The following is a 22,527-nucleotide window of genomic DNA, read 5'->3' on the forward strand; positions in this document are numbered from 1 at the left end:
AAAAACCCATGAAAAAAGGCGCGAATCCGGGGGGATTCGCGCCTGTATCGTCCATTGCCCGCGAACGGGTGTGCGGTTTTGTCTAAAACAGCGTTTCCAGCGGGGCTGTGCCATAGCCATAAACCCATACCAGCAGGGCCACGCCCAGAATGATGCGGTAAATGGCAAAGGGCGTGAAGCTGGCACGTTTCAACCAAGACATCAGGACCGCAATCGTGATGAGCGCGGTAATGAAGGAAAAGCCGATCGCCATCATGACTTCACGGTTCAGTTCCATATTGCCCGCCTTGTGCAGGTCCAGACCGGCCAGAAGACCAGCCCCCAGAATAACGGGAATCGACATCAGCATGGAAAACTGCGCGGCGTCGGAGCGTTCATAGCTCATGAGCCGGGCGGCCGTCATGGTGATGCCTGAACGGCTGACGCCCGGAACAAGCGCAATGACCTGTGCCAGGCCAATAAAGATGGCGCCAGCCCAACCCATATGTTCGATCCGGTTGATGGTCATGCCAACCTTGTCGGCGACCCAAAGGATGACGCCAAAGACAAGCGTGGTCCAGGCAATGATCTCGACCGAGCGCATTTGTTCTTCAATGCCTGATTCCTTGAGATAAAAACCAACGGCCACCACTGGAATGGTCGCAACGACAATATGCAGTGCCATGCGGGCACCCGGTGTCATGCGACCGGTGAACAGACGGAAAAAGCCAATGATCATGGCCAGAACATCGCGCCAGAAATAGATCAGAACCGCAAGCAACGTTCCGACATGGACTGAAACATCCAGCAAAAGGCCCTGATCGGCAGCGCCGGTAATGGCGGGGGTCAGAACAAGATGGCCAGATGAACTGATGGGCAGGAATTCAGTAATACCCTGAACGACTGCAAGAAGGATTATGTGCTGAAGAGTCACACCTGCCTCGGTGCTGATTTTTGAAAGGGAATTTGCTTATAGCAGCTTGTTTTCTCTAGGCGAATAACGGAATTAGTACCATTTTGGTACTAATTAAACTTTTAAGACCGCCGGAAAAGCCGACAAAACCCCAGTATTTGTCGGGCTTTTTTGTTAAATTGGTCAATAATGTTGACCTATAGTAAATTTTATGCTGGATTCTCTTTTCACCGGCAGGTATATAAAAGGCCACTCCCGCAACAAAACAGCTTTTTTGGGGACCCCAATGACAGAAAAGATGCTCAAATTTGTCCATCTTGAACAAAAATATCCTCAGAAGCGCGAAGCTGCTGAACGCCGGACGGATTTTGACGAAATTTATACCGGTTTCGAGCCCGAGGCTGCCGCCGATCAGGCTGCGCGCTGCTCGCAATGCGGTGTTCCGTTCTGCCAGGCGCACTGCCCGCTTTATAATAATATTCCCGACTGGCTGCGTCTGACCACCGAAGGCCGGATGGAAGAGGCTTATGCCATTTCATCGGCCACCAATAACCTGCCGGAAATTACCGGTCGCATCTGCCCGCAGGACCGCCTGTGCGAAGGCAATTGCGTGATCGAGCAATCGACGCATGGTGCCGTTACGATTGGGTCGGTTGAAAAATACATTACCGATACCGCCTTTGAAAAGGGCTGGGTCAAGGCCCCGGTTCCGGGCAAGGAAAACGGCATGTCGGTGGGTATTATCGGTGGTGGTCCTGCCGGGATGGCTGCAGCCGAACAGCTGCGCCTCAAAGGCTATGAAGTCCATATCTATGACCGCTATGACCGCATGGGTGGGCTTTTGGTCTATGGTATTCCGGGCTTCAAGCTGGAAAAACACATCGTCGAACGCCGGATCAGGCTTCTTGAGGAAGCCGGTATTGTCATGCACACCAACTTTGAAGTGGGCCGCGATGCCTCGCTCGAGGATCTGCGCCGCAAGCATGATAGCGTTTTGATCGCTACCGGCGTTTACAAGGCGCGTGACCTGAAAGTTCCGGGTATCGGCCTTCAAAACATTTATCCGGCGCTGGAATATCTGACCACGTCGAACCGTCAGGGGCTGGGCGACAGTGTCCCGGCTTATGATGACGGTACGCTGAATGCCAAGGACAAACATGTTGTTGTTATTGGCGGTGGCGATACCGCGATGGATTGCGTGCGGACCGCCATTCGCCAGGGGGCAAAATCGGTGAAGTGCCTGTATCGCCGTGACCGTGCCAATATGCCCGGCTCGCAGCGCGAAGTGGCCAATGCCGAGGAAGAAGGCGTTGAATTTGTCTGGCTGACCAACCCGGAAGCCTTTGTTGGCGATGACACCAAAATCACCGGTGTGCGTGCTGTTAAAATGCGCCTGGGTGCCCCGGACGCCGGTGGCCGTCAAAGCCCCGAAGTCATCGAAGGGTCTAGCTATACGATGGAAGCCGACATGGCGATCCTGGCGCTTGGTTTTGAACCCGAAGACCTGCCGACCCTGTTTGAAGCCCCGGAACTGGGTGTTTCACGCTGGGGGACCGTGAAGATCGATTTCCGTTCGATGATGACCAACCTGGATGGCGTTTTTGCCGCAGGCGACATCGCACGGGGTGCGTCGCTGGTGGTTTGGGCGATCCGTGATGGTCGTGATGCTGCCGATCGCATTGACGAATATTTGCTGGCGCGGAAAGAAGCTGCCGCCTAAGCCCGCTGCCGCATTTTGGAGAATAAAACCATGAACGAAATGATCAAAGATCACGGTGCCGAAGAAATCGCCCGGTTCGAGCGGAACGCCGAACACCTGTCGGCAACCGGCCTGTATGATGTTGAAGATGAACATAGCAGTTGTGGTGTGGGCCTGATTGGCGCCATCGATGGCAAGCCGCGCCGCGAAGTTGTGGAGGCCGGTATCGAGGCGCTTAAGGCGATCTGGCATCGCGGCGCTGTCGATGCCGATGGTAAAACAGGCGATGGTGCCGGGATCCACCTGCAGGTCCCGCAGGACTTTTTTAAAGCGCACCTGAAACTGATCAATCAGGAAGCCCCGGATTCCATGATTGCCGTGGGCCAGGTTTTCCTGCCGCGTATCGACATGGCCGCCCAGGAACGCTGCCGCGCCATTGTTGAAACCGAAATCCTGAAAATGGGTTATTCGATTTTGGGCTGGCGTCAGGTGCCGGTCAATGTGTCGGTAATCGGTGAAAAGGCAAACGCGACCCGCCCGGAAATTGAACAGGTTCTGGTTGGTGGCCTTGCCACCATTGATGAAGAACAGTTTGAAGTTGATCTTTATGTCATTCGCCGCCGCATCGAAAAGGCGGTGATGTCGGAATCGATCAAGGATTTTTATATCTGCTCGCTGTCCTGCCGGTCGATCATTTACAAGGGCATGTTCCTGGCCGAACAGGTTGATATTTTCTATCCCGACCTGCGTGACGAACGTTTCATTTCCAACTTCTGTGTGTATCACCAGCGTTATTCCACCAATACCTTCCCCAGTTGGCCGCTGGCACAGCCATTCCGCGTGCTGGCCCATAACGGCGAAATCAACACCCTGCGCGGGAACGTCAACTGGATGAAAAGCCACGAGGCCCGCATGGGGCACGAGGTTTTCTCCAGCACCATCGAAGATGTCAAACCGGTTATTCAGCCCGGTTCATCGGACTCGGCAGCACTTGATGCCGTGTTTGAACTGATGGTGCGTGCCGGTCGCGACCTGCCGATGGTTAAAACCATGATGGTGCCCGAAGCCTGGTCGAAAAAGGCCAGCACGCCGGACAGCTATAAAAACCTGTATGCCTATTGTAACGCGGTGATGGAACCGTGGGACGGCCCGGCGGCACTGGCAGCCTATGGTGGCAAATGGCTTTTGGGCGGGACGGACCGTAATGGTTTGCGTCCGCTGCGTTATGCGGTGACGGGCAATGGCCTGCTGATTGCGGGTTCGGAAACCGGCATGGTGCATATCGACGAAGAAAGCTGCCTTGAAAAAGGCCGCCTCGGGCCGGGTCAGATGATTGCGGTCAATCTTGAAGAAGGCAAGCTGTATCACGATACCGAGCTTAAGGATAAGCTTGCGCATCGTCGTGACTGGTCAAAATGGGTGGGGCGGACCAAGGTTCTGGATGATCTGGTTTCGCCAGAAAAATCCGAACCGGCCAATTTCAGCAAAGAACAGCTTTTGCGTATGCAAAAGGCGATGGGGCTTTCGCATGAAGACCTGGAACTGATCCTGCATCCGATGGCCGAAGACGCCAAGGAAGCCATTGGCTCGATGGGGGATGATACCCCGCTTGCGATCCTGTCGGACCGGTATCGCGGTTTGCATCATTTCTTCCGCCAGAACTTCTCGCAGGTGACAAACCCGCCGATTGACAGCTTGCGCGAAGCCCGCGTTATGAGCCTGAAAACGCGCCTTGGCAACCTGGGCAATATTCTGGAAGAAGACGAAAACCAGTGCGACCTGTTGCAGCTTGACAGCCCGGTTCTGACCACCGGCGAATATCAGGCCATGCGCGGTTATATGGGCGATAGTGCGGTTGAAATTGACACCACGTTTGACATTCATGGCGGGCCGTCGGCCCTGCGCGATGCGATTACCCGCATCCAGAAAGAAGCCGAAGAGGCTGTTCGCGGCGGTGCCCTGCACGTTATTCTGACCGACGAGCGCATTGACGAAAACCATGCCGCCATTCCGATGGTGCTGGCGGTTGGCGGCGTTCACAGCTTCCTGGTTAAAAACTCGCTGCGCACCTATATTTCGCTGAATGTGCGGTCGGCCGAATGTATGGATGTGCATTATTTTGCCGTTCTGATCGGTGTGGGTGCGACCACGGTGAACGCCTATCTGGCCCAGGAAGGTCTGTTGGACCGCTATGCCCGTGGCCTGTTCCCCAACATCCACAGCACGGCCGAAGTCATGCAGCGTTTCAAAACCGCGATTGACCAGGGCCTGCTCAAGATCATGTCCAAAATGGGCATTTCGATCATCAGCTCCTATCGCGGTGGCTATAACTTTGAAAGCATCGGGCTTTCGCGCTCGCTGGTGGCTGAATTCTTCCCGGGGATGCCTTCGCGTATTTCGGGGATCGGCCTTCAGGGTATTCAGCGCCGCACGATTGCCCAGCACAAGGATGCCTTTGCCGGTAATGTTGTCAGCCTGCCGGTCGGTGGTTTGTATAAATACCGCCGCAGTGGTGAACGCCATGTCTGGACCGGTCCGCTGATCCATACGCTGCAGTCTTCTGTCACCACTGGCAGCTACAATACTTTCCGTAAATTCAGCGAAGGTCTGCGTCAGCGCGAACCGCTGCATCTGCGGGATCTGCTGGACTTCCGTTCTGACCGCAAGCCGGTGCGTCAGGAAGAAGTCGAAAGCATTACCGAAATCCGCAAGCGGTTTGTGACGCCCGGCATGTCGCATGGTGCGCTTTCGACCGAAGCCCACGAAGCCCTTGCCATTGCCATGAACCGTATCGGTGCGAAATCGAACTCCGGTGAAGGCGGGGAATCGCGCGAACGTTTCCGTCCGCGCTCCAACGGGGATAACGCCCGTTCGTCAATCAAACAGGTGGCATCGGGTCGCTTTGGGGTGACGGCTGAATATCTGAATAACTGCGAAGAAATTCAGATCAAGGTCGCCCAGGGGGCAAAACCGGGTGAAGGCGGGCAGTTGCCGGGCTTTAAGGTCACGGTTGAAATTGCAAAGCTGCGTCATGCGACGCCGGGTGTGACCCTGATTTCGCCGCCGCCGCACCACGATATTTATTCCATCGAAGACCTGGCCCAGCTGATTTACGACCTCAAGCAGATCAACCCGCGTTGCCGGGTCTGTGTGAAGCTGGTGTCGCGGTCGGGCGTGGGCACGATTGCCGCGGGTGTTGCCAAGGCCAAGGCCGACGTGATCCTGATTTCCGGTTATGATGGCGGTACGGGGGCAAGCCCGCAAACCTCGATCAAATATGCCGGTATTCCGTGGGAAATGGGCCTGTCGGAAGTCAACCAGGTTCTGACGCTTAACAACCTGCGTCACCGCGTGAAGCTGCGTGTTGATGGCGGTTTCAAAACCGGCCGTGACGTTGTGATTGGCGCCATGCTGGGCGCCGAAGAATTCGGTATCGGGACGGCATCGCTGATCGCGCTGGGTTGTATCATGGTGCGTCAGTGCCATTCCAACACCTGCCCGGTGGGCGTTTGTACCCAGGACCCGGCATTGCGCGCCAAATTTAACGGCACCGCAGACAAGCTGGTCAATCTGTTCACCTTCATGGCCGAAGAGGTCAAGGATGTGCTGGCAGAACTGGGTTATGACAACCTGCAGGACGTGATTGGCCGGTCCGACCTGCTTCAGCAGGTGCATCGTGGTGCGAAAGACCTTGTTGACCTTGACCTGAACCCGCTTCTGGCCCAGGCCGATGCGGCAGGGCACCCGCGTTACTGCATTACCGAAGGCCGGAATGAAGTACCCGATACCCTTGATGCGCAAATGATCAAGGACGCCCGTCCGTTGCTTGAAGACGGCGAAAAGATGCAGTTGCAGTATAATATCCAGAATACGCAACGTGCCATCGGTACCCGTATTTCCAGCCTGATCACGCAGAAATACGGCATGTTTGGCTTGAAACCGGGTCATTTGCATGTGCGTCTGCGCGGCTCGGCCGGTCAGTCACTGGGCGCATTTTCGGTCCAGGGTCTCAAGATCGAAGTGCATGGCGATGCCAACGACTATGTTGCCAAGGGCCTTTCGGGCGGCACCATCGTTCTGCGTCCGCGTCCGTCAAGCTCGCTTAAGACCAACGAAAACACCATCATTGGTAACACCGTCCTGTACGGGGCCACGGCGGGCAAGCTGTTTGCCGCCGGTCAGGCGGGTGAACGCTTCTGTGTTCGCAACTCCGGTGCAACCGTGGTGGTCGAAGGCTGTGGTTCCAACGGTTGTGAATATATGACCGGGGGTACCGCCGTGATCCTTGGCGCTGTTGGCGAAAACTTTGGTGCCGGGATGACCGGCGGTATGGCCTTCATTTATGACCGTGAAAACAGCTTTGGCGATGTCGTCAATGATGGATCGGTTTTGTATCAACGTATTGAAACCCAGCATTGGGACGATCTGTGCCGCAGCCTGATCGAGGAACATGTTGCTGAAACCGACAGTGGTTTTGCCCGTAACATCCTTGATAACTGGGACCGCGAGCGCGGGCATTTTTGGCAGGTCGTGCCAAAAGAAATCGTCGACAAGCTGGAACACCCCATTCGCTCCGAGAGCGAAGACCAGGCAACTGCGTGATTACGATCACGCAGCTTGCGTAAGCTCCCTTGTCCAAACACCCGGACAAACCAACTTACCCCGCATCTCGGTGCGGGGTATCTTTTTTGAGAAGCGTTGCCGGGAGGCGGCGGCGCTGTGTGATACGGGGACTTTGAAGGCTGTTAGAGCAGCAAATCCAGATAAGTGCCCCGCCGGGCGGAATGGTCGATCTGATCAGCGGCAATCAGGTTACGCAACCGGGCAAGCTGGCTGAGAATGTCAAGCTCGGTTGACGGGCGGTCCGTACTGGCGCGCCGGGCACCGGGCGTGGCTGAGCGTCCCGCACCGGAACGGTTCGGGGCTTCGGTGATGTCGCCGGTACTGGTGCGTGAACTGCCAAGCGGAGGTAACGCCATTGTCATTCCCTTGTTGCCATTGCCTTATTCTAGGGGATTTTGATTAAAATCTGAACCATTCAGTTTGCAGGCCAATGCGCTTCATCATGCCTTAAAGACAAATCGCTTTATGGTGATGGGCAGCACAGCAACCCGAAGGATAAAAGAAAAGGGACAGCATTTAACGCTGTCCCAGGAGAAGTCAACGGGGAGGGAGGCAATGAAAATGGTTTGTTACGTCACGATATTGACGCGTGTTCCGCGAGGGCCGCTGGTTTCAAGCGGCTGGTAATCCGTTACAATCGAGGCAATGCTTTCCATAAGCCCTTCGGCCTTTTTCATCGATGCGCCAGCCGAGCTTAATGGCGCGCCTTCGGCGCGTTGCGGGGTAATTCTGTCAGACATGGCCTGTTGTGCAGAACTCAAACCTGAACCGATTGAAGCAACCATTGCGTGTACATCCTCGTTCGTTTGTCGCCGCGAACCGGCTTCTGTCGATCTGCGGCGCGTTACGTGCGTTACATTACATATAAGCTTTTCTTAACCATTTTTAAGTGACGGCGATCACAAAAGTATAAGAAAAGTATAAAAGCCGCAGGGGATGATTTTCAGATCGGGGATTGCCGGCTTGCAGGAAAGAGCAACCACCTGGCCGCAACATAGTGTGTTTGGCCCGATGGTCGCGCTGTTTGAAAAATGGCCGATTTGCCCGGCGTGATCAGCTTGTTTGCGAATTGCGGCGCTGTTCCGCCTTTTGCACCAGGGCCTCGTGAATTGCCTTTTGCAACTGGGCAGGCCGGAACGGTTTTTTGACAAAAATATACTCGCCCAGCATTTTTTCCATTTCCTGCCGGGTGCGGGCGGGATAACCGGACATGAAAACGATGCTCAGATGCGGATAAAGCCGCAAGGCTTCTATGGCGAGTTGGGGGCCGCTCAGGCCACTCATGACAACATCACTTAGAATGACGTCAATTTTTTCGCCATCCTTTTGCGCAGCAAGTATTTTTAAGGCTGCCTCGGCATTTTCGGCGCTGACGGCGTTAAAACCGGCATCTTCCAGAATGATTTTTGCCGTGGTTCGCAGGGATGGTTCGTCATCGACAATCAGAACCCGTTCGCCATTGCCGGGATGATAGCTGATGCTGTTCGCGGGTACTGTTGCGGCGGTGCCGGGTTCACAACGGGGCAGGTAAATGGAAAAAGTCGTGCCTTCACCCTCGACGGTTTCCACATCGATGCAGCCATTGGATTCTTCGACCCAGTTGTGCACGATGGACAGTCCCAGTCCGGTGCCCTTGCCCGGTTCCTTGGTGGAATAAAAGGGCTCGAAGATGTGATCAAGGACCTCGTCGGGAATACCCGTTCCCGTATCCTGCACGGTGACAACGACATAATCGCCCGGTTTGCAATCGGGATAGGTGATTTCGTCCATCGGGTCGCGCTGGTCGAGTGGCGGCACCGTATCGTAAGAACAACTGATTTGAAGGTTCCCGCCATGCGGCATGGCATCGCGGGCATTAATCGCAAGATTGAGGATACAGGCCGAAAGCTGGGTCGGGTCAACACGGGTATAAAGCGGTGTTTCGCTGGTCCAGATGTCAAGTTCGATGCGGTGTTCGAGCAGGGTGGTCAGAAGTTTTTCCATCTCCAGGACGGCTTCATTGACCTGCACCACGGTGGGCTGTTCCACCTTGCGGCGCGAAAACATCAAAAGCTGGTCGGCAACGCTGGTGGCCCGTTCACCCAGTGAAATAATGTGGCTGATATATTCGGCAACACGTTCGGAATCGTCGATACGTGCGCGGGCAACCTCTGCAAAGCTGAGAATCCCTGCCAGGCAATTGTTGAATTCGTGGGCGACACCACCGGCCATCTGGCCGACAGCCTCGAGTTTTTGTGACGTTGCCAACTGGCGTTGCAGGGCGTGTTGTTCCTCGGTTGCCTTGTGTTGGGCAGTAACATCGCTTCCGGTGCCGCGATACCCCTTAAATCCACCATCAATATCAAAGACCGGCACGCCGTTTATGCGGCCGAAATGGGTTTCGCGATCCTTGCCCTGCCAGGAAAATTCAAAGTTCTGAAAGGCAAGGTGGCTTTCAAGGCGGCTCATCAAAACGCCCCAGCTTTCATGGTCGCGCGCGGTAAGACCCAATGTGTCAAAACGCTGCCCCTGGGGGGAGCCATGCAGCTCCTCTATCAACTGGTAAAATTTGTAAGAGGCAAAGGTAATGCGCAGGTCCGGACCCATTTCCCAGTACCAGTCGGCCGAGGACAGGGTGAAATCACGAAACCGTTCCTCGCTGTCGCGCAGGGCATCCTGTGCCGTTTGATGCTGGGCAGTGCGGCGTTCCAGGCTTTCGGCCATTGAATTAAGGCCGCATTCCAGCGCGCCAACCTCATCGCGGCTGGCCGGGCGCAACCGTGCGCCGATTTTGCCAAATTGTATGTCGCTGACAAATTGGGCCATTGCGCTCATACGGCGCAACACGGTTTGCCGCATCAGCAAAAAAATCAGTCCCGATGTCAAAATCAGGCACATGACAGAGCCGATCAGCAGGACCGATTGCATGCGCTGCTGGCTTTCTTCAAGGCCGACGGTGGAAACCTTGAAATAGACAAACATGAAAGGCTGGGTCGCATTCAGGCTGAATAGCGGTGTGATGCTGACCATTTCCCGCCCACCGGCATCATTGACGGTAAAAAGTTCCGGTTCGACAATATCAGGGCCAAACCAGCGGGCCGGGAAATTTTTGAGATTGGAAATATTGTTGCCAATCAGGCTTGTGTCCATGGCATGGTAAATGGTGCCGTCAAAGCCGATGGCCATTGCGTCAATGACATGCGGTCCCAGCAAACGGTGCAACTGGGCCTTGTCACTGATAATGGAAATCTTGAGCTGCTCTTCCTGGATCAATCGTCCAGGGGCACTGATTTGCTCTGCTGTACGGCGATCAATTTCTGCCCCGAAATACTGGATGTAATATCCACCAAACAGACCGAGAAAAATGGTTTCGACAATCACAATCGCGAAACCGATTTTGAACGCCAGGCTGCCAAATAGCCGGTCGAACAGTTTTTTCAAGCTACCCCTACCCTCTACGCCCTGATCCGGTCGTCCCCCGGCCGTTTTGTTCACTTTTCCTCAATGTAATACTGTGACGGGTTCGTCGGTGCCGGTGTTGCAAAACTCCAGGCAGCAGGCATTACTTTGGGTACGTTTTTAAAATTATTCGCAACAATTCCTTTGCGATTTGGCGGCAGCGCAACACCGATAACATAAAACTGATCTGCGCTGATGTCGAGTATCGCCCGCATCAGGTTTTTCTGCTGTTCCGTATCTGCGGTTGATTTCAGCCGATCATAAAGCGACATCTGTTTTTGCACAATTGGTGGCGGCAAAGCTGCGTCTTTTCCGTCATGATTACCATACCATGCCGCCCATGCCGGTGCGAACCAGGAATCCTTTGAAATCGGCAGATAATTCACCGGAAACAGCATCGCATCAAGCCCGCCATCTCCGCCCCAGGCGGTGGCATCAAAATTGTTGTTTTTGCGCAGTTGATAAAAATCGTCGCGGGGCATGTCGCGTGCCTTTGCATCAATGCCTAGATCGCGCCAATAAGCAACCACAGCTTGCAATATGTCATAGCGTGTCGATCCGACGGTATCGATGTTGAATGTGACCCTTTGCCCCTCGGATGTGAGCAGGAACCCCTGTTTGTCGCGGTTGACAAGCCCCGCCCGGGCAAAATATTCCAGCGCAAGGTCGGGGTCATAGGTAATATATTGTCGTGCCAGCACCGCATGAAAAAGCGGGCTTTCAGGGCGTGGTGCAGCCTGGTGGGGGATGGCCTGGGGCATAAACTGATCGATAATGGCATCCCGGTCAAAGGCATGGGAAAGACCGATGCGGAAGTTCTTATCCTGGAACAGTGGCCGTAACATCGTATTGCGATGATTAAGGTTCAGCGACAGGGTCAGTTTGTTCATGTCGCTTTCAATCAGGGTGAAGGATGACATATCTTTGCGAACAGCCAGAATTTCATCGGTGCTATTGCTGATATGGCGCTCCTGCATGTTGATTTTTCCTTCCATCGCCAGTTTGACAGCGTCAGATTTGCTGTTGACCAGTTTGAAAGAAACCCTGTCGATATAGGGGAGCTGGCGTCCGGCGGGATCAATTTTCCAGTAATAGGGATTACGCACCGCGACCAGCGGATCCTGCTTGCCATATGTGCCGGTCAGCATCCAGGCATTCAGCGTCGGGAGATCGGGATTCGTCCAGCGGGACGGGTCGTCAATACTGCCGGGATGACCAAATACGGCGAAAAAACGGTCCTGCCAGTTGTTATATCCAAGCCTGGACGCTTCCGAGGCGGCAGTGGGGTTATAGTGAGGAAGGTATTCTTTTAGATAGTGTGCCGGATAGGAGACAGGTTCCACACCTTCCGGTTGTGCAAGGAAAGTCGGAAACAGGCCATATGGCGCGGCAAAATGAAACTTGATCGTATAGTCATCAATTTTTTCCACTTTAACCGGCTGCCCGTTGCAGATAAGCCAGTCTGGGATCGTAGGGGTCAACTGCGGATTTAGCAGAATATCCTGATACCAGAACAGAATATCGTCGGCGTTAAACGGGCTGCCGTCCGACCAGCGCATGCCGGGGCGTAACCGGAACGTGAAATCGGTCGCCGTGCTGTTTGTTTCATAGGAAAGCGCAACATTTGGCGTGATACCGGTCCATTGTGGTGTCCAGCGCAGCAGAGGTTCATACCCGATTGTGCGGATCAAAAGGGCATAGTCGCGTTCCGGCAATTGGGCCATATGCCATGTGCCACCATATTTGCCGAGGCTGTCCGCCGGAGAGACAATCATCGGGATGCGGGGCAGGCGGCTTTCAACCGGGGGAAGTTGATGATTTTTGACCTGGATGTCAAACTCGGGAGCCTGTCCAAATTTGGCGGCATAGCTGCTTGTCGCGCCAACACCAAATACGAGTGCCAGTGCCATAATGATGATGCAGGTCTGGAACATTATCCGAGGCACATATGGCTCCACTAATTTATTCTTTTGTATCGAAAAGGCTGATAGGTATCGTATCCGCTATCCATAGGTGGTGAATACAAAAAAAGTGCCCCGGGGTAAAGTTTTGATGTTACGCAACCGGGTAGGGTCGTGAAAAAGTCAGTGGAATGTTCTTGTAGGAAAGTGTGTCTGGAGATGACACGATCCGGGTGTTTACTAGGCTGCACCATTTAAGGGTGAATTGAGATGATCGATTGCAACGACATGATTAATAAGCAGTTTTGTGCTTTTAATCAAAGTTATATTTCAGAACAAAAAAAATATGCAGCCCGGCTGTCGCCACTGGAAAAAAAGCTCTCCGATCTTCAGGCGCGGGGCAACAGCATGGCGGCATCAGACCAAAGGATGATAGAGTGTAAATGGCTGTTGCAGTACACGGCAGAATGGAAGCGGCTGGAAACCGCCATTGAGGAACTTTCCGAGTCGCTTAAAAATACCGATCAGAGCTGGGCGGAGGCGCAGTCTTCTGTCGATGGATCATGGGGGCCCTGTTACACGGAATGGTTTTTGAAGGTCGATGCCATGATCGATGCGGTCAATGAAATGGCCGACGAAGATGTAGCACCTGAATATCCGTTTGATTTTATGGCCCCTATTGCCACCATCGACGGCCTGCTAAACTGGCTGAATGATCAACGCACCTCGAAGATTTATGCCGATGGCCTGGATCGGCGCGATGCGTTGGGGGCCGTCACGGCGGCCCTGTCCGAGATGTGCTTTAAAAGTGAAATTCGTGATTATTTTCGCCAGTACGTAAAGGGCTTTGATCTGAGCGATGCCTATATCGCCGCTTACAAGGCCTGGCTTGATGACTGGCAGGATCGTGAAACAGGCTATTGGGGGGCCTGGTTTGAACAGGCCGACGGGCCACTGGTCAAAAGCACCGATCTTAGCCTGACCTTCCACAATATTTCCTATCAGCATGGCAAGGTTGCATTCTGGCCGCAGATTTTTGCCACGACCCTGGCCCTGCGCGATGGTACATATCCTTATGGCTGGAAGCATAACGGCGATTTCAACAATCATAATAACTATGATGTTGCCAAAATTTTTGCCCAGGGATGGTCCAGTGTTGATGCGAGCGCCCACCAGCAGGCCCGTACCGATATTGGCGAGCTTCTGGACTGGTGCCTGAATGTTTCGATGACGGCCGATGGTGGCTTTATCGATGATACCAGTTTTTATAACTCGGTCGGGGCGGCCTATTATTACGGCGTGTCGTTTCTTGACGAGATTGGCTATTTTGATCCGGCCAAATGTTTCTGGACCGATGAAACCTTCCCCGAGGGCCCGTCGCTGTGCTGCAAGATCCAGAAAAACATGAAAGCGCATCACCTAGACGATGACGAGGCCGATGCGGCAATGGAAAAACTGGTTGCCGCCTGTGGGGATTGTGTGTCGGGCAAAAAACGTCGCCACACCGTGCATTAAGGGATTTGTCGGCCTGTTGTTACGTCTGTGCGCAAGGCGTGGTGCCCGGGCGTAATGACGGCTGGCTCTCTGTCGGGGGAAGCGGTTTCGCCGTGCGATGACTGTGCGATAATTCACTTGTTTCGTCCGGGGATCGGCGCAACACTCGTTTCATGAACCGCGATGATGACGACAGGCCGGTCATGCCGCTGGCTACCAAACCCGCACCGCCCCTGCCGCGCGAATTGCCAGGGTGTCGGCCGGTTTTATCGCCCGTTGCGAGACAGGGTCAGCCGGGGGTGCCGTCCGGTTCCGTGCCGGATGGTGACACGGCCGTGACAGTTGCCCTGGATGGCATTGAAGGCAGGATAGCGCAAAATCTGGTGAAACGTGCCAATGACCTGGTCGATGCCGACCCTGACCGTGTTGTTGCGGTATTACGGCGCTGGCTGAACGAACAATCCTGATTTCACTGTATTTGGGCCGCTTTTTGCCCGGCTGTGCGCCCCTTTCGGTGTGGGCTGCATTGTTATATCCGGGATCATTCCCATCTTTATGTTTTTGATCGTGATGTTGCACTGGGTCGACAGGTGGTGTGTGACCAGGGGTGTCTCGGGTGGGAGCATCACTGGCGGGGGCATCACTAGCAGGGGTGTCACGGGCAGGTTGGGGATAAGCCGGTTTTAAGGCTTTCCGGTTCTTATCTGCCATGAAGGGTTTTTAACCGGGGGAGTGCATTGTTTTATCGATTGTTGTGCGGTTTTGCCCTGTTGATAATGGTGATGATGCAGGGCGTGGTAGGGAAGGTGGCTCATGCGGCGACCTGCCCGGCCGTAACAGCGCCCAAAATCGCGTTTGATTTTGAGCCAAAGTCCCCGCAACTGGACCGTCATCGTTCGGTGCGCTGGTTAAATAACCAGCATGCCCATAATGCCAACTGGTTTGTGACCGGGTTGACGAGCTATGCCATGCAGGCACGATTTGAAATGCGGATCGAACCGGTTGCCCTGGGCGATGGCCGTTATTGCCTGCAACCCGCCCTGATTCACCCGACCGTGAGTGTGACCGAACATCTGGTTTATATTGCCAGCGAGTTGGAAAAAGGCAGTTGTGAATATGATGTGGTCTATGCCCATGAGGGCCAGCACGTTGCGATTAACCAGCATATGGAACTGGATATTCGCAAGGCGCTGCCGGATTTTTTAGATCAGGTGACAGATGATTTTGCCCGGATGCCCCCCATGTCGGCCCGGGTTGCCCCCTCGCGTATTCGCAGCCTTTTGTCGAAATATGGACTTGAATTCAAGGCATTACTGGCAAAAATCGATGCCAGGCGCCAGCGTGACCATGCCAAAATTGATACGGCAAAGGAATATGCCCGGCTGTCCCATGCCTGCGGTCCCAATTCGGCGTTTCAGACGACATTGCCCGCCGCGATGCGCCGTTAGGTCCCGGCATATATATTTGGGCGGCTAAAAATTATGCTGCCCAGTCCTCAACCCCGGCAAGGTCGCGCATACTGTCGATATTGACCGAAAATTCCCGGCGGGAATGTGTGGTTAACAAACCCTGACGGCGAAAATCGGCAATTACGCGGCTGGCGGTTTCTGTCGTAATGCCCAGCATGGCACCAATATCCTCGCGCCCGGGCAAATGGCAGGTGCTGGGGTCGCCATTGACATCCTCGGCCAGAAACAGACACAGGCGTGCGACACGTTCCCGCGCCGAGCCGGTACACATCCGTGTTAGCCATTGATCGGAATCCATAACGGTCTGATGCCATCGTGCCAGAACCTGTTTGTGCAGGCGTGGACTTTCGCGATCAAGCTTTTCAACAACCGACACCGGGATGCGGCATAAAATACTGTCCTGCAGGGCTTCGGCATTTTGCGCAAACCTGCCCGCCACCAGTGCTTCCAGGCCAAGCGTACCGCCGGGCCGCACAAGACGGACCACCCGCTGGGAACCATCGACAAGATAATGGGTAATTTTGATCAGGCCGGATCGCAGGGTAAACAGGCAGTCAGCCCGGTCATCCGCATGATAAAGAACATTGCCGCTGGCAACCCGCACTTCATCAACCGGCTGGTGAACCAGTTTGAAATCCTCGTCGGTCAGGTCGGTAAACAGGGCGAGCTGGCGTACACCACAGCTTTTGCAACGCAGCATGTCGGGTTTGGGTTTGGGAAAACCGGTCTGGGACACGAATACCCCCCTTTCGGGCCTGGATCAGCCCTCGTCAGGTAGACTGACCACATCACTTTAACCTGCTGTACTATTTAGCATTAGTTAAATCAGATTCAATCAGCCGTTTTAAAAAACAGTTCGGGAAACGCCGGATCAACCCTGTATCGGGCTCATCCGCTGGCGTTATCAAGGGTGACAAGCCCTTTTTCAATAGCGTATCGGACAAGACCGGCGGAGCTGTCGATGTCGAGTTTGCGTTTGATGTTGCGGCGATGGGTTTCAACCGTGCGCACACTGATGTCAAGTTCGCGGGCGACATGTTTGTTGCTGGCACCGCGCGCCAGCAGGCGCAGCACCGTGCGTTCGCGGGTGGTTAACGGTGTTCCATCCTCGCTGATCTCTTCGGCGATGTCGATTTTGTCAAAAGACGGGCTAAAGGCTTCGCCGCCATTGGCAATGGTTTCGAGCGCATGAACCATATCGTTTGACGAAACATCCTTGAGGATAAAACCCAGCACGCCGGCCTGTTTTGCCGTGCGCAAATATTCCGGATTTTCGTGCATGCTGAGCATGATGACCTTGACGCTGGGCAGGGTCTCGCGAAATCTTTCGGCGGCTTCCAGCCCGTTCATGACCGGCATGGAAATATCCATCAGGACGATATCGGGGTTTTGCTTGTGCGCTATTTCCAGTGCCTGTTGCCCGTTGGCGGCTTCACCGATCACCGAGATATGATCATAACATTCCAGTCGCGACCGAATGCCGTCCATCACAAGGGCATGGTCGTCGCAGAGCAGAATGCGGATCGGGCGTTCCGGAGAAAAAGTGATCGTGTCGTGTGCCATTTTGGGTTTCGGTCCCTGTCGGTATGGTTGGTGCATTTTCCGTTCGGAAATTACCGGGGAAGACTAAATTAGGCATAAAATCGCCAGCGGTGCAGCAGCAAAATGCCAAAAAAGTACTTCTTATGCCCTTAATGCGGGCGGTAAAGGTGGTGTGCCCGGGGTTACGGGAACATAGGCGGTGACGGTGGTGCCATCGTCGCGTTCGGATGTCACGCTCAGGCCGCCACCATGAAATTCCATGCGTTCGCGCATATTGCGAAGCCCGATGCCCGCGCGCGGGTCGCGATTGCGGATGAAACTTTTGGTTTCAAAGCCAATGCCATTGTCGGCAACGGTCATCACCACGCTGCCATTATCCCGGCGAATGCGCACATTGACATGGGTGGCATCGGCATGGCGTTCAATATTGGTCAGGCTTTCCTGCAATACACGGTACAGCGTTGTTTTTTTGGCCGGGGTCAGGGCATTTTCAATCGGATCGCATTTCACCATGATCTGAATGCCCGACCTGTCCTGAAGGTCGTTGCACATGCTTTCAATTGCCGGTTTCAGGCCCAGATCATCAAGCACGGCGGGCCGCAAATCGCGCGAAATGCGGCGGACTTCCTGAATGGCGTCCTGCAGGCGTTTGGCAGCCTTTTCAATGGGAATCGCCGCATCGGATTTGTTTTGGCGCATGCGGTCGCTGGCAAGTTCGATGGAATATTTCACCGACACCAGAATTTGGCTGATGCCATCGTGCAATTCGCGCGAAACGCGCAGGCGTTCCTCTTCCTGTACATCCACCACACGATGGGCCAGTTCCTTGAGCTTCGCATCGGCCAGTTTACGTTCGGACAGGGTCACAACCGTGCCCGAAATGCCGACCAGCAAGACCGCCAGCACCGTAATGCCGATAATGGAAATGGTGGTTTCACGAATATGGGCGGCGACCTCGGTTTCAATTTCAGTCACCTGCTGGGAAATATCATCAATATAAATTCCGGTGCCAACCACCCAGCCCCATTTATCAAGCATCAGGGAATAGCCCAGCTTTTCAGCCGGTTTTCCCGTCGAGGGTTTGTCCCAGATAAAACGCAGAAAACCACCACCGTTTTGGGCGTTTTGCAGCAATTCCTGAATGACCAGCGTGCTGTTAATATCGCGCAGGTTCCAATAGGTTTTTCCGACATGCCAGGGTTCCGGCGGGTCGACGAGCGCGGTACCGTCACTGTCATAGATAAAGAAATAGCCGTCTTTGCCATAGGAAAGGTCGCCGATGATGGTTTTGACCCGCTCCTTTGACACGGCATCAAGCGGGCTTGCCACGGAATAAATGTGGTTGATCGAGGCCATCGCCAATTGCATGTAGCTTTTGATTTCTTCTTTGCGCGCTTCGACAATGTTGCGTTCAAAGGTGCGGGTTTCGGCCTTGGCCAATCGTTCCGCCTGGGCAAAGACCAGCCCCGATATTGCACTTGCCGCCAGCAGCAATGGCAAAATTGACAGCAACAGAAATTTCAGGCGCAAATTCAGTTTGGGCATGGTCGGGCGGTTTTCTACTAAAGAATAATGGAAGGGCTCCCTCAAAGCGGCGAGACAATATCATAAAAGCAGGCCATGTCTGCGTTCGAGAATGCAAAAACGTCATAAAACGGTCGTATTTTGTGGTTTATGCACCAAGGCGGTTTTCACATCGTGGAAAGCTTGTGGCATTGAAAATCGATAATTGGTAATACCAATTGAAATTACTGTTTTGACAGAGGCCGGGCAATGGGCATATATCAAAAGCGTCGCCTGCCCACCAGGCGCCAGGAACTTCGGGTATCGAATGTGCGTTTAACGTCCGTTCATATCTGCGTTCGCCACTCAGGATACGGTGTTGCCGGTTTTCCGCGCCGCAACACGCTACAGGACCGTATCGTGGCGTTTCTCTTGGCTTTCGGCAGGGGCGTTCAGGGCCGCTTTTGCCATTCATATCTGGTAGGAGTCCGGTCGTAAATGTCACGTCCAGCACCCAAGAAAATCCGTAAACTTCTGGTTGCCAATCGCGGTGAAATTGCGATTCGCGTTTTACGCGCCGCCAACGAACTTGGCATTCGCACCGTTGCGATTTTTTCTGATGAAGACCGTTTTGCCCTGCATCGGTTCAAGGCCGATGAATCCTATGGGGTGGGCAAGGGGAATAAACCCATCCGTGCCTATCTCGATATCGAGGATATTTTGCGCGTTGCCCGCGATGCCGGGGTCGATGCCATTCATCCGGGCTATGGGTTCCTGTCGGAAAACCCCGATTTTGCCGATGCCTGTGCCGATGCCGGCATTACCTTTATCGGCCCGGATTCCGAAGTGATGCGCACCCTGGGCAACAAGGTCGCGGCGCGTAACCTGGCCGAAAAGGCCGGGGTGCCGGTGATGCCCGCATCCGCTGCCTTGCCCGAGGATATGGATGAAGTCGCCAAAATCGCCAAGCAGGTCGGTTATCCGATCATGCTCAAGGCAAGCTGGGGCGGCGGTGGCCGCGGGATGCGGGTTATTGAAAATGACAGGGACCTGTCAAAGCAGGTGCTGGCCGCACGGCGCGAGGCCGAGGCCGCCTTTGGCAATGGCGAAATTTACTTTGAAAAGCTGATTCGCCGGGCCCGCCATGTTGAAGTGCAGATGCTGGGCGATACCCACGGCACATTGGTGCATCTGTTTGAACGTGACTGCTCCGTACAGCGCCGCAATCAGAAAGTGGTTGAACGTGCCCCGGCCCCCTATCTTGACGATGACCAGCGCGCCGAACTGTGTGATGCCGCAATGCGCCTGGGCAAGGCGGCAAATTATGTGAATGCTGGCACCGTCGAATTCCTGATGGATGTGGATACATCCAAATTCTATTTCATCGAAGTCAATCCCCGCATTCAGGTCGAACACACCGTGACGGAATGTGTCACCGGTCTTGACCTGGTAAAGGCGCAAATCCTGATTGCGCAGGGCGGGCGTATCGGTTTTCCGTCCGAAACCGGTATTCCGTGGCAGGAAAAAATCAAGCTGCGCGACCATGCCCTGCAATGCCGTATTACCACCGAAGACCCGGAAAACAGCTTTGTCCCCGATTACGGGCGGATCAAGGTTTATCGCGGGGCGAACGGGTTTGGCATTCGTCTGGACGGCGGCACGGCCTATTCCGGTGCGGTGATTACGCCGTTTTATGATTCGATGCTGGAAAAAGTCACTGCCTGGGGCAGCACCCCGCGCGAGGCGGTGGACCGTATGGACCGGGCACTGCGCGAATTTCGTATTCGCGGTGTGACCACCAACCTGGCCTTTCTTGAAAACCTGATCAATCACCCCAAATTCCGTGCTGGTGAATATACCACCCGCTTTATTGATGAAACGCCGGAACTGTTTAAATTCGCCCGTCGTCGCGACCGGGCCACGCGCCTGTTGCGTTTCATTGGCGAAGTCAGCGTCAATGGCAATCCCGAGGTTGAAGGCCGCGCCGAACCGGCCAATTTCAACCCGCCGGTAATGCCCAAATCCATCGACCTTAAGGAAATCCGACCCGGTACCAAACAGAAGCTCGATCAGTTGGGGCCGGAAGGTTTTGCGCGCTGGATGAAGGACCAAAAGCGCGTTTTGATGACCGACACCACCATGCGCGATGCCCATCAGTCGCTGATTGCAACCCGCATGCGCACCTTTGATATGTTGCAGATCGCGCCTTATTATGCGCATGGCCTGTCGGACCTGTTTTCGATTGAATGCTGGGGTGGGGCCACCTTTGACGTTGCCATGCGGTTTTTGAAGGAAGACCCTTGGGACCGTTTGGTCAAGTTGCGTGAAAAGGTCCCCAATATCCTGACGCAAATGCTGCTGCGGGCGTCGAACGCGGTGGGCTATACCAATTATCCCGATAATGCGGTGGATTATTTCGTCAAGCAGTCCGCCGAACATGGCATGGACCTGTTCCGCGTGTTTGATTCCCTGAACTGGGTTGAAAACATGAAGGTGGCGATGGAGTCCGTCCTGCGTACCGGTAAGCTGTGTGAAGGGGCGATTTGTTATACCGGCGATATTTTTGACAAGGACCGGTCAAAATATAACCTGGATTATTACCTTGAAATGGCCCGCGAGCTTGAGGCATCGGGCGCGCATATTCTGGGCATCAAGGATATGGCCGGTTTGATGCGCCCGGCGGCGGCAACCACACTGTTTAAGGCGCTAAAGGATACGGTCAATATTCCGATCCATTTCCACACCCATGATACCAGCGGCATTTCGGCATCTACCGTGATGGCGGCGATTGATGCCGGGGTTGATGCGGTGGATGGTGCGCTTGATTCCATGTCGGGGCTGACATCGCAGCCCAATCTGGGGTCTATCGCCCAGGCTTATCGCGGTATGGAGCGCGATCCGGGCCTGAATTACGAGGCCCTGCGCGAGGTTTCAACCTATTGGGAACAGGTGCGCCGTTATTATACCGGCTTTGAAAGCGACATTCGCAGCGGTACGTCCGATGTGTATGTACATGAAATGCCAGGCGGCCAATATACCAATCTGCGCCATCAGGCACGTGCGCTCGGCCTTGAGGAACGCTGGCCCGAAGTGTCCAAGGCCTATGCCAAGGTCAACAAGATGTTTGGCGATATCGTCAAGGTCACGCCAAGTTCCAAGGTGGTCGGTGATATGGCCCTGATGATGGTGACATCGGGCTTAAGTGAAGAAGACGTGCTGGACCCGAAAAAGGACATTGCCTTCCCCGATAGCGTGATTTCATTTTTCCGCGGTGAAATTGGCCAGCCGGTAGGCGGTTTTCCGCCCGCCTTGCAGCGCAAGGTGTTAAAGGGTGGTGAAGCCCTGACGGATCGTCCGGGCAAGCATATGAAACCGGTTGATTTTGCCGCCACCAAGGCGGAGATCGAAAAGAAAACCCATCGCAATATCAGCGATGCCGAGGTCGCATCCTATGTGATGTATCCCAAGGTGTTTTTGGAATATGCCGAACATCGCAGCCACAATGCCGATGTGTCGATTTTGCCGACCCCGGTTTTCTTCTATGGCATGAGCCAGGGCGAGGAAATTTCGGTGGATATCGAAAAGGGCAAAACCCTTGTTATCCGTTATCTGGCAACGTCGGAATTTGGCGATGATGAAGGCCAGCGCACCGTATTTTTCGAGTTGAACGGCCAGCCGCGTACCGTGAAGGTGGCGGACAAAAAGCTGGCGGTTTCGGGCAAATCACGGCCCAAGGCCGAAGATGGCAACGGCCTGCATGTGGCCGCCCCGATGCCGGGCCTGGTGGTTGAGGTTTCGGTCACAGAGGGCCAGAAGGTCAAGGCGGGCGATGTGATTTGCGCGCTGGAAGCGATGAAAATGGAAACGGCCGTGCATGCCGAAAAAGACGGGACGGTGGCGAAAATCCACGCCCCGGCGGGCACGCAGGTTGATAGCAAGGACTTGCTGGTTGAACTGACGGAGTAA

Annotated in this window: 14 protein-coding genes; 6 read left to right on the top strand and 8 right to left on the bottom strand. The window is 54.5% G+C overall.

The window, feature by feature from the left end:
* Nucleotides 1–82: 82 nt before the first annotated feature.
* Nucleotides 83–913: an undecaprenyl-diphosphate phosphatase gene (locus TH25_RS14800; protein ID WP_114089131.1), complete on the bottom strand. Its 831-nt coding sequence runs from the start codon at nucleotides 911–913 to the stop codon at nucleotides 83–85.
* 265 nt (nucleotides 914–1,178) lie between these two features.
* On the opposite strand from TH25_RS14800, the gene TH25_RS14805 reads away from it, so the two are divergent.
* Together TH25_RS14805 and gltB are read left to right on the top strand one after the other, a co-directional pair.
* Nucleotides 1,179–2,612, top strand: a complete 1,434-nt coding sequence (locus TH25_RS14805; RefSeq protein WP_114089132.1) for an NAD(P)-dependent oxidoreductase — start codon at nucleotides 1,179–1,181, stop codon at nucleotides 2,610–2,612.
* A gap of 30 nt (nucleotides 2,613–2,642) precedes the next feature.
* Entirely contained in the window at nucleotides 2,643–7,193 is a 4,551-nt protein-coding gene (gene gltB / locus TH25_RS14810; protein WP_114089133.1) for a glutamate synthase large subunit, read from the top strand.
* A gap of 143 nt (nucleotides 7,194–7,336) precedes the next feature.
* Here the strand turns inward: gltB and TH25_RS14815 are convergent, their stop codons facing one another.
* From TH25_RS14815 to TH25_RS14830, 4 genes are all read right to left on the bottom strand, one after another.
* Nucleotides 7,337–7,570, bottom strand: coding sequence for a hypothetical protein (locus tag TH25_RS14815; protein WP_114089134.1), 234 nt, complete (start codon nucleotides 7,568–7,570; stop codon nucleotides 7,337–7,339).
* A 213-nt stretch (nucleotides 7,571–7,783) separates the two neighbouring features.
* Entirely contained in the window at nucleotides 7,784–7,954 is a 171-nt protein-coding gene (locus TH25_RS25080) for a hypothetical protein (RefSeq protein WP_181847636.1), read from the bottom strand.
* 313 nt (nucleotides 7,955–8,267) lie between these two features.
* On the bottom strand, nucleotides 8,268–10,634 hold the full coding sequence (locus TH25_RS14825; RefSeq protein ID WP_114089136.1) for an ATP-binding protein: 2,367 nt from the start codon (nucleotides 10,632–10,634) through the stop codon (nucleotides 8,268–8,270).
* A 50-nt stretch (nucleotides 10,635–10,684) separates the two neighbouring features.
* Nucleotides 10,685–12,598: an ABC transporter substrate-binding protein gene (locus tag TH25_RS14830; protein ID WP_258549168.1), complete on the bottom strand. Its 1,914-nt coding sequence runs from the start codon at nucleotides 12,596–12,598 to the stop codon at nucleotides 10,685–10,687.
* A gap of 363 nt (nucleotides 12,599–12,961) precedes the next feature.
* Between TH25_RS14830 and TH25_RS14835 the strand changes: the two genes are divergently transcribed.
* The 3 genes from TH25_RS14835 to TH25_RS14845 all read left to right on the top strand — a co-directional run bounded on the left by TH25_RS14835 (nucleotide 12,962) and on the right by TH25_RS14845 (nucleotide 15,495).
* Nucleotides 12,962–14,068, top strand: coding sequence for a hypothetical protein (locus TH25_RS14835; RefSeq protein WP_258549169.1), 1,107 nt, complete (start codon nucleotides 12,962–12,964; stop codon nucleotides 14,066–14,068).
* A 152-nt stretch (nucleotides 14,069–14,220) separates the two neighbouring features.
* Nucleotides 14,221–14,514, top strand: coding sequence for a hypothetical protein (locus tag TH25_RS14840; RefSeq protein WP_114089139.1), 294 nt, complete (start codon nucleotides 14,221–14,223; stop codon nucleotides 14,512–14,514).
* 270 nt (nucleotides 14,515–14,784) lie between these two features.
* Nucleotides 14,785–15,495, top strand: a complete 711-nt coding sequence (locus TH25_RS14845; protein WP_114089140.1) for a hypothetical protein — start codon at nucleotides 14,785–14,787, stop codon at nucleotides 15,493–15,495.
* 31 nt (nucleotides 15,496–15,526) lie between these two features.
* On the opposite strand, the gene TH25_RS14850 is transcribed toward TH25_RS14845, so the two are convergent.
* The 3 genes from TH25_RS14850 to TH25_RS14860 all read right to left on the bottom strand — a co-directional run bounded on the left by TH25_RS14850 (nucleotide 15,527) and on the right by TH25_RS14860 (nucleotide 18,603).
* On the bottom strand, nucleotides 15,527–16,252 hold the full coding sequence (locus TH25_RS14850) for a Crp/Fnr family transcriptional regulator (protein ID WP_258549170.1): 726 nt from the start codon (nucleotides 16,250–16,252) through the stop codon (nucleotides 15,527–15,529).
* Nucleotides 16,253–16,404: 152 nt separating this feature from the next.
* Nucleotides 16,405–17,079, bottom strand: coding sequence for a response regulator (locus TH25_RS14855; protein ID WP_114089141.1), 675 nt, complete (start codon nucleotides 17,077–17,079; stop codon nucleotides 16,405–16,407).
* A 120-nt stretch (nucleotides 17,080–17,199) separates the two neighbouring features.
* Nucleotides 17,200–18,603 carry a cache domain-containing protein gene (locus tag TH25_RS14860; RefSeq protein WP_114089142.1) on the bottom strand — a complete coding sequence of 468 codons (1,404 nt, stop codon included), beginning with the start codon at nucleotides 18,601–18,603 and terminating at the stop codon, nucleotides 17,200–17,202.
* 456 nt (nucleotides 18,604–19,059) lie between these two features.
* On the opposite strand from TH25_RS14860, the gene pyc reads away from it, so the two are divergent.
* Nucleotides 19,060–22,527: a pyruvate carboxylase gene (gene pyc / locus TH25_RS14865; RefSeq protein WP_114089143.1), complete on the top strand. Its 3,468-nt coding sequence runs from the start codon at nucleotides 19,060–19,062 to the stop codon at nucleotides 22,525–22,527.

Source organism: Thalassospira profundimaris (assembly GCF_003326755.1).
Lineage (GTDB): Bacteria > Pseudomonadota > Alphaproteobacteria > Rhodospirillales > Thalassospiraceae > Thalassospira > Thalassospira profundimaris_B.